We start from the raw sequence: 7,742 nt of genomic DNA, 5'->3' as shown, positions 1-7,742 counted from the left end.
AGGACGCCTGCTGAGTAGAAGCACCAACGAGTGCTCCTCAGCAGGCGCCCTGCATTTTTGCGTGCTTGCGCTGGCTCCGGTGGTTAATCGGTTGTCCGAGCGTCCGCCTCTGCCTACCGTGGACGGACACGGGAAAGGAGGTGGTCCGAGAGATGAAGTCTTTCTGGACGCGTGAGGTGACTGCCCGCTAGGCAGTCGTCCTTCCAGGGCGAACCTGCGACCGACGTCGCAGCAGCTGCCGGCACTACCTGGCAGTCACCCGACCCGCAGGTGCTCCGCGAACGTCCGGCGGAGGCGGCCCGGCTCATCGAGCCGCGGCCACACCTGCGGGTCGTTCCACGTCCGGGCACCCCTGGTCCCCGGTGACGGACGGAGCCCGGCTTCAGCTAGCGGAGAACGGGTCCCGGGAGTCGTCCACGTCCCCGAACGAGAACGGGTCGGACGAGCCGAGCTGCGGGGCGGAGCCACCGCTGTTGGTGCCGAAGCCGCCCACCTGCTGGGCCGAGTAGCCCAGGGGCCCGGACGAGGAGCCCGGGGCGGCCGGCGGCTGAGCGTCCGGCTTCTTGGCCGTGCGGTCCACCGGACCGACCATGGCCTCGAAGATGCTGAGGACGATCCAGCAGATGGGCACGGCCACCAGGTAGCGCGTGAGGGCCGCCTCGAGGCCGAGGCTCCCCTCCCAGGCGCTGTAGAGCGCGGGGGAGACGCAGAGGGCGGCTCCTCCGAGCACCGGTGCCGACAACAGGTTCATGCCCCGGCACCCACCTGGGCGGTGCCGTCGACGACGCCGACGGAACGGATCTGGGCGGCGCCGGTGAGCTCCGGGTACGCGAGGACGGGCAGCCGCTCGACGGCCGGGCGGACCATGCGGCGGACGGCGGCGCGCAGCTGCGGCGCGCAGACCAGGACGGGCGTCAGGTTCGCGTTCTCGGCCTCGACGACGAGGGAGGCGAGACCGCCGATCAGGTAGTGGGCCGACATGGGGTCGAGGACGATCATCGGACCCTGGTCGGTGGCGCGCAGGCCCTCGAGCATGCGCTGCTCGAACTGCGGGTCGAAGGTGATGACGTGGACGGTGCCGTCGACGACGTGGGGGGCGACCACGGCGGGGCCCAGGGCCGTGCGGGCGGCCTCCACGAGCGCGTCCAGGTCCTTGGACGACTGGGCGCGCAGGGACAACGCCTCGTAGATCCGCACGAGGTCGCGGATGCCGATGCCTTCGTCGAGGAGGCTCTGGAGGACGCGCTGCACCTCACCGAGGGACAGCTGGCTGGGCGTGAGCTCGTCGACGACGTTCGGGTGGGTGCGCTTCACGACGTCCGTGAGCATCCGGACGTCCTCGCGACCGAGGAGGCGGGAGGCGTACTGCGTGACCACGGCGGACAGGTGCGTGGTGATCACCGCCGAGCGCTCCACGACGGTCGCACCGGAGAGCTCGGCCTGCGCGCGGAGGGTCGAGGGGACCCACTTGGCTTCGAGCCCGAACACGGGCTCCTGGGTGGGCGTGCCGGGCAGGCTGCCGAGGAACTCGCCGATGGCGAGCACGCTCCCCGGAGGGGCCTCTCCGCGAGCCACCTCGACGTCGAAGAGCTTGATGGCGTAGGTGTGCGGGGGCAGCTCGAGGTTGTCGCGCGTGCGGACGGGCGGGACGACCACGCCGAGGTCCGAGGCGACCTTGCGACGCAGGGCGCGGACGCGCTGGAGAAGGTCGCCCCCGTGGGCGGGGTCGACGAGGTCGATGATGTCGGCGGCCAGCTCCAGGCCCAGCGGGTCGACCTGGATCTCCGCGGCGAGGCGCTCGGGGTGGTCGCTCTGCACCTGCTCGGCGGCCTGCTGCTCGGCCTCGGCGGCCTGCTGCTCGTCCTCGGCGTTCTCGTTGACGCGCAGCGAGAACAGGAGCATGGCGCCACCGGCGGCGAGGAACGGGATCTTCGGGAGCCCGGGGATGAGGCACAGGGCCAGCGCGCCGAAGCCGGCGATCTGCAGCGGCATCCTGCGCGCGCCGAGCTGCTTGAGGATGTCGGAGCCCATGTCGGACTCGCCCGCGCTGCGGGTGACGACGAGGCCGGTGGCCACGGAGAGCAGGAGGGCCGGGATCTGGGAGACGAGGCCGTCACCGACGGAGAGCAGCGAGTAGGTGGTGACCGCCTCGCCCGGGCTCATGCCGTGCTGGAGGAGGCCCACGCCCATGCCGCCGATGAGGTTGACGACGGTGATGATGATGGCGGCGATCGCGTCGCCCTTGACGAACTTCGAGGCACCGTCCATCGCGCCGTAGAAGTCGGCCTCCGCGTGGACCTCCTGGCGGCGCCGGCGGGCGGTGTCCTCGTCGATGAGCCCGGAGTTGAGGTCGGCGTCGATGGCCATCTGCTTGCCGGGCATCGCGTCGAGGGTGAACCGGGCGCCGACCTCGGCGACGCGCTCGGCACCCTTGGTGATGACGACGAACTGGATGATGAGCAGGATCGCGAAGATGATCAGGCCGACGATGAGCGATCCGCCGACGACGAAGTGGCCGAACGTGTCGATCACCTTGCCGGCGTAGCCGTCGATGAGGACCAGTCGCGTCGCCGACACGTTGAGCGTGAGGCGGAAGAGGGTCATGACGAGCAGGACGGCGGGGAACGCGCTGAAGTCCAGCGGCCGGTTGACGAACATCGCGGTGAGCAGCACCAGCAGGGCGCCCGTGATGTTGAGGGCGATGAGCATGTCCAGGACGGGCGACGGCAGCGGCACGACCAGCATGACGACGATGAGGACGATGCCGATGGGCACGCCGAGCTTCGATGCGTTCTGCAGCATGGGACGGTGACTCCGCGGGGTCGCTTGTCGTGGAGCCGTCCCTGGCGATGTGGCGCCGTCCTGGCGTCAGGTCTCCGATCGGCGGTCGCCGGCCGGACCTGAGGGGTCCCGACACCCCGCTGGGCACCCGAGCCCCGACACGTGCAGTGCGAGGGTCGGTCAGGCGGCGCGACGAGGCCCGGCGGACGCCGGTGTACCGGCCGCGTTCCGGGCGGCGCGGGCCTTGGCGCGGTCGGCGATCGCCTGGCGGCGGCGCCGCGTGGCGTCCTGGACGTCCGGCAGGTCCTCGGAGCTGCGCCGGGGCGAGTCGTGCGGCGTGGGCATGGCGGAGCGGCCGCGCCGGCCGATGACGAACGCCAGCACCTGGGCGACCGCGGCGAAGAGCTCGGTCGGGATCACCATGCCGACGTCGGTGGAGCGGTAGAGCGCGCGGGCGAGCGGCACGTCGCGGACGATCGTGACCCCGTTCTCGGCTGCGGCGGCGCGGATGCGGGCCGCCACGGCACCGGAGCCGCGGGCGACGACGACGGGGGCGCCCTTCTCCGGCTGGTAGCGCAGGGCGACGGCGACGTGGGTCGGGTTGACCAGGACGACGTCCGCCTCGGCGACCTCCGCGATCATCCGGTTGCGGCTCGTGGCGATCTGCCGGGCGCGGATCGCGGACTTCAGGAGCGGGTCGCCCTCGGTGTTCTTGTGCTCCTGCTTGACCTCCTCCTTGGTCATCTTCACCTGCTTCATCGTGCGCCGGCGGGAGACCAGGTAGTCGACGCCCGCCATGAGGAGGCCGGCCACAGCGACGAAGCGCAGCAGCTGGAAGACCTCGCCGCCCGCGACGTCGATGACGACCGCGGTCGGCATGAGCCCGCCGAGCAGGGGCATGACGGAGGTGATCGTGCCGTAGGCGAGGGCCCCCAGCAGGCCGGTCTTCATCAGCATCTTCGCGCCCTCCCACCAGGACTGGGGGCCGAAGAGCCGCTTGGTCCCCTTCACCAGGTCGAACTTCGAGAAGCTGGGCTTCATCGACTTGGTGGCGAGGAAGAAGCCGCCCTGGGCGAGGCTGGCCGCGACGCTCAGCACCATCACCGCGGAGCCGAGCGCCACGATGGTGAGAAAGGCCCCCTGGACGCCCGTGGTGAGCAGGTCGAGGGCGTTCTCCGGGGTCGGCGTCTCGGCCACCCGGAGCGCGTGGACCATGAACTCCCGCAGCGTCTCCGCCTCGCGCGCGAGCAGCGTGGGCGCCGCACCGGCGAACGCGAGCATCGTGAGCCAGCCGCCGAACTCCTGGGTCCGGGCGACCTGGCCCTCCTTGCGGGACTGCTTCTTCTTCTGCTCTGTGGGCTTCTCGGTCTTCTCCCCGGACACGCTCAGCCCCCCGTGGCGAAGGCCGACATCACGCGGATCGCGTGGTCGACCATCCGGGAGGTGACGTCGGGCAGGACCGTGAAGCTGAGCCCCACCAGGAGCAGGGTGAGCCCGATCTTGGCCGGGAACATGACCTGGATGGCGTTGAGCTGCGGGGCGATCTTCGTCATCAGCGCGAGACCGAGGTCGGCCACGAACAGGACGGCCACCATGGGGAGGGCCACCTGGACGGCGGCCGCGATGAAGAGGCTGAAGGCGGCCGTGACCAGGCCGATCCCGTCCGTGGTGCTGGGGGCGGAGCCCAGGGGCAGCACCTCGAAGGTGCGCAGCAGGCCGGCCACGACCACCAGGTAGCCGCCCGAGACGAACAGCAGCATCGTGGCCAGCATGTTGTGCAGCTGGCCGATGACGGTCGAGGAGTTCTGGCCGAGCGGGTCGAAGCCCTGGGCCAGCGCGAAGCCGCCGAAGACATCGAGCAGGGAGCCGGCCGCCGAGATCACGCTCAGCATCAGCATCGTGAGGTAGCCCAGGCCGGCGCCGATGGCGACCTGCGTGAGGCCGACGACCGCGATGCTCCAGAGCTCCACCGGCACCGGGTCGTCCGCCAGGGCGGGGGCCATGGCCATCGACAGGCCCAGCGCGAGCACGACCTTGGCCGTGGTGGGGAAGGCGCGGGTGGCGAACGGGGGGACGATCACCAGCCAGGCCACGACCCGCAGCGACGCGAGGAGGAACGCCAGCATCGGCGCGCCGTCGACGGTCAGGGTCATGGGGTTCGTCCTGGGTGGGGAGGGGAGGCGGGGTGGGGTCCGGCGGCCATCAGGCCAGCAGGGAGGGGACCATCGCGAAGACGTCGTTGGTGAACTGGATGAGCGTGTGCAGCATCCAGTTGCCGCTGGCGACGAGCGCGCCGCCCACGGCCACGACCTTCGGGACGAAGGCGAGGGTGAACTCCTGGATCTGGGTCATGGACTGGAACAGCGAGACCGTGAAGCCGACCGACAGGGCGGTCAGCAGGATCGGGGCGGAGAGCTTCAGCGCGACCGCCATGGTCATGGTGGCGAGCTGGAGGACGGCGGTGTCGGTCACGGGAGCCTCACTGGTCGGGGTGGGAGGGACTGTCCGGACGGTCGGGATCGTCCGGTGAAGGGCCGGTCGTGGCGGCCGGCAGCGTGGTGGTGCGGGGTGCGCGAAGAAGTGCGCGGGGCGAGAGCGGGAGGTGGCGGCCAGGGCCGCTAGGCATAGCTCTGGACGAGGGCGGTGATGATCAGCGCCCAGCCGTCGACGAGGACGAAGAGCAGGAGCTTGAACGGCAGCGACACCATGACCGGCGGCATCATCATCATGCCCAGCGCCATCAGCGCCCCGGAGACGACCAGGTCGATGACCAGGAACGGGATGAAGATGATGAAGCCGATGATGAAGGCGTCCTTGAGCTCGGAGAGCACGTAGGCCGGGATGAGCGTGGTGAGCGGCACGTCGGCCCGGTCGCTGGGCAGCTCACGGCCCGCCACCCGGGTCAGGGTCGCGAGCTCCTCGTCCTCGGTGTTGTCCAGCATGAACGAGCGGAGCGGCTCGATGCCGGCGTCCCAGGACTGCTGCGCGGTGAGCGTGCCGTCCATGTAGGGCTGGACGCCCGCGTCGTTCATCTGGGAGAGGACCGGCGCCATGATGAACAGGCTGAGGAAGAGGGCGAGTCCGGCGAGCACCTGGTTGGGCGGCGTCTGCTGGAGGCCGAGCGCGTTGCGGGTCAGGCCCAGCACCACGAGGATCTTGGTGAAGCTCGTGCAGGTCAGGACGATCGCGGGAGCCAGCGAGAGCAGGGTGAGCGCGATGAAGAGCGCGACCGACTCGCTGGGCTTGCGGGTCAGGCCGGTGACGTCGACGCTGACCGAGCCGTCACCGGTGGGGTCCAGCGAGCCGGAGCCCGGTACGGACGGACCGGTCATCGTGCCGGAACCCCAGTTGAACTCGGGGCCATTGGTGCCGGAGGCGGAGGCCGAGTCGAGGAACGCACCGGGGAGGAGGATGAGCGCCAGCGCAGCGAGGGCGGCAAGGCCGAGCACCACGGCGCGGACCAGCGGACGCCGGGGGCGCTCCGCGCGGTGGCGGCCCACGGGGCGGACGGACGCGGACGGAGCCGTGGACGGCCCGGTCGAGGGCAGGGCGGGAGGGGCGCCGGCGGTGCCGGCGCCCTCGTGGGGCAGGGTCATGACGCGCGCCGACTGACCGCCTGCGCCGCCTGGCGCCAGGTCTGCGGGGAGAGGACGGAGCCCGCCAGCGGGCCCTGCGGCTGGGGCAGCACCTGCTCCGGGCGCGCGTCCCCGACGGGCTTGCCGCCCCGGGTGCGGCGGCGGGTGCGGCTGCGCCCGGCGCGGGAGAGCTCCGTGGGCTGCGTGAGACCGGCGGACGTCGTGCCGGACGGAGCCGCAGTGGGCTCGGTCGCGGCGAGCGCGGCGGACAGGGCGGCGATGAACTGACCGGCCTCGGCGGTGGCCCGGGCGACCTCGTCGTCCTCGGCGGCCTCCTGGAGGGCCGAGGCGGCCTCGCGGTCGGCCGCGGCGGGAGCCTGGACCGACAGGTCGGAACGGTCGGTACGGACCGCCGACACGCGCTGCGCCACGTCGAGCGGCGTCACCGGGCGGGCGTCGGCCACGGCGGCACGGACGCGGGCCAGCTGACGGGCGGCCTCGTCCTCGTCGACGACCGGGGTGGGCGCGGCGACGGGGGAGACGGGCTCGGCAGGCGCCGACGCCAGCGGGGCGCGGGTCGGCTCGGGGTCGACCGGGGCGTCGGCGAGGAGGGCGTCGACGGGGGAGGCGGCGGCCTCCGCGACAGGGACGACCGGAGCAACCGGGGCGACCTGCGGGGCGGTGACCTGCGGGGCGGCGGGGGCTGCGGCAGCGGCCCCGACGGCGGTGGCGGTCACGGTGACGGTGGTGGGCACGGACGGGCGGCGCAGCTCCGGCAGACCGGAGACGGCGAGGCCGGAGACCCGCTGGCCCTGGCCGAGCGCGCTGGTGGAGGCCGGGAGCGGCGTGGACCAGGCGGTGGGAGCAGCGGTGGGAGCGGCCGTGGGAGCGGCCTGGGCGGGAGCAGCGGTCGGAGCAGCGGTGGGAGCGGCGGTGGGAGCGGCCTGGGCGGGGGCAGCGGGAGCGGTGCCGGCCTGGGCCAGCGCGAGCAGCGCCGAGAAGTCGGCTCCGCCGGTGGTGTCCATGTCGACGACCTCGAGCCCGTCCAGGTCGTCCAGGTCCAGCCCGTCCAGCTCGAGGGGCTCCTCGGCCGCGGCCTCGACGGCGGGCCCGGGCAGCGCGCCGCGCAGGGACGCGGGGAGAGTGGCCGGGTCCAGCTCGGCCAGCAGGCTGACCTGGGACTCGGTGGTGCCCAGCAGGAGCAGGCGCTCGCCGACGGTCACGACGGCGAGGCCGCTGCCCCGGCCGAGCTGCTGGCGCCCCACGACCTGGAGGCCGGTGGCGCGCACGCCCTTGCCGCGCTTCATCGCGACCTTGGCGACGAGGAGCATGAGGCCGACCACGACGAGCAGCGAGACGACCATGCGGATCGCGAGCTCGCCCATG

The 7,742-nt window shown here is 72.5% G+C and carries 7 protein-coding genes; all 7 read right to left on the bottom strand.

Features of this window, described 5'->3' with window-relative positions; translation table 11 throughout:
* Window positions 1–382 precede the first annotated feature (382 nt).
* The 7 genes from E8D37_RS19540 to E8D37_RS19510 all read right to left on the bottom strand — a co-directional run bounded on the left by E8D37_RS19540 (window position 383) and on the right by E8D37_RS19510 (window position 7,741).
* The gene (locus E8D37_RS19540) at window positions 383–751 is read right to left on the bottom strand and encodes a hypothetical protein (protein ID WP_136571482.1); all 369 of its coding nucleotides are present in this window, start codon (window positions 749–751) and stop codon (window positions 383–385) included.
* Entirely contained in the window at window positions 748–2,802 is a 2,055-nt protein-coding gene (gene flhA / locus E8D37_RS19535; RefSeq protein ID WP_136571481.1) for a flagellar biosynthesis protein FlhA, read from the bottom strand. The genes E8D37_RS19540 and flhA overlap by 4 nt, the downstream gene beginning before the upstream one ends.
* A 159-nt stretch (window positions 2,803–2,961) precedes the next feature.
* Window positions 2,962–4,164 (bottom strand): EscU/YscU/HrcU family type III secretion system export apparatus switch protein, encoded by a 1,203-nt coding sequence (locus E8D37_RS19530; protein WP_136571480.1) that lies wholly within the window; start codon window positions 4,162–4,164, stop codon window positions 2,962–2,964.
* A 2-nt stretch (window positions 4,165–4,166) separates the two neighbouring features.
* Window positions 4,167–4,934 carry a flagellar biosynthetic protein FliR gene (locus tag E8D37_RS19525; protein WP_136571479.1) on the bottom strand — a complete coding sequence of 256 codons (768 nt, stop codon included), beginning with the start codon at window positions 4,932–4,934 and terminating at the stop codon, window positions 4,167–4,169.
* 49 nt (window positions 4,935–4,983) lie between these two features.
* Window positions 4,984–5,253 carry a flagellar biosynthetic protein FliQ gene (locus E8D37_RS19520; protein ID WP_136571478.1) on the bottom strand — a complete coding sequence of 90 codons (270 nt, stop codon included), beginning with the start codon at window positions 5,251–5,253 and terminating at the stop codon, window positions 4,984–4,986.
* 146 nt (window positions 5,254–5,399) lie between these two features.
* Window positions 5,400–6,377, bottom strand: a complete 978-nt coding sequence (fliP, locus tag E8D37_RS19515) for a flagellar type III secretion system pore protein FliP (protein ID WP_136571477.1) — start codon at window positions 6,375–6,377, stop codon at window positions 5,400–5,402.
* Window positions 6,374–7,741 (bottom strand): flagellar biosynthetic protein FliO, encoded by a 1,368-nt coding sequence (locus E8D37_RS19510; RefSeq protein ID WP_136571476.1) that lies wholly within the window; start codon window positions 7,739–7,741, stop codon window positions 6,374–6,376. Before E8D37_RS19510 ends, fliP begins: the two co-directional genes overlap by 4 nt.
* Window position 7,742: the final 1 nt, after the last annotated feature.

The sequence above is a fragment of the Nocardioides sp. GY 10127 genome (assembly GCF_004919085.1).
Taxonomy (GTDB): Bacteria; Actinomycetota; Actinomycetes; order Propionibacteriales; family Nocardioidaceae; genus Nocardioides.
This window is presented reverse-complemented; position numbering and strand designations above follow the sequence as displayed.